The sequence below is a fragment of the Rothia sp. HMSC069C01 genome, from assembly GCF_001814655.1.
GTDB classification, from domain to species: Bacteria; Actinomycetota; Actinomycetes; order Actinomycetales; family Micrococcaceae; genus Rothia; species Rothia dentocariosa.
On record NZ_KV817403.1, the window covers coordinates 1 to 233 of the forward strand.

At 55.4% G+C, this 233-nt stretch carries 1 pseudogene; it reads right to left on the reverse strand.

The window, feature by feature from the left end:
• A pseudogene (locus tag HMPREF2981_RS06810) lies at positions 1–233 on the reverse strand (hypothetical protein); the annotation flags it as partial.

Genomic DNA, 233 nt, shown 5'->3' on the forward strand with positions numbered 1-233 from the left:
TCCCCCCGCTCATCACACCGAGGAGCCGGGAACCCCTGAGGGAAATATTTTTTCTTCCGCTCCTCATGCCAAGTCCACGGATACTCCACCACCTCCGGGCCAGCAATCAGAATCTCATTATTTCCTGTAAAGAACTGCTCCACACGCGGCAAAGAAGCCCGGCTCACCCCGAACCCGTACCCTAAAGTCACCTCATAATCATCCCCAGACCGAGGATATGGGCTAGGACGCAT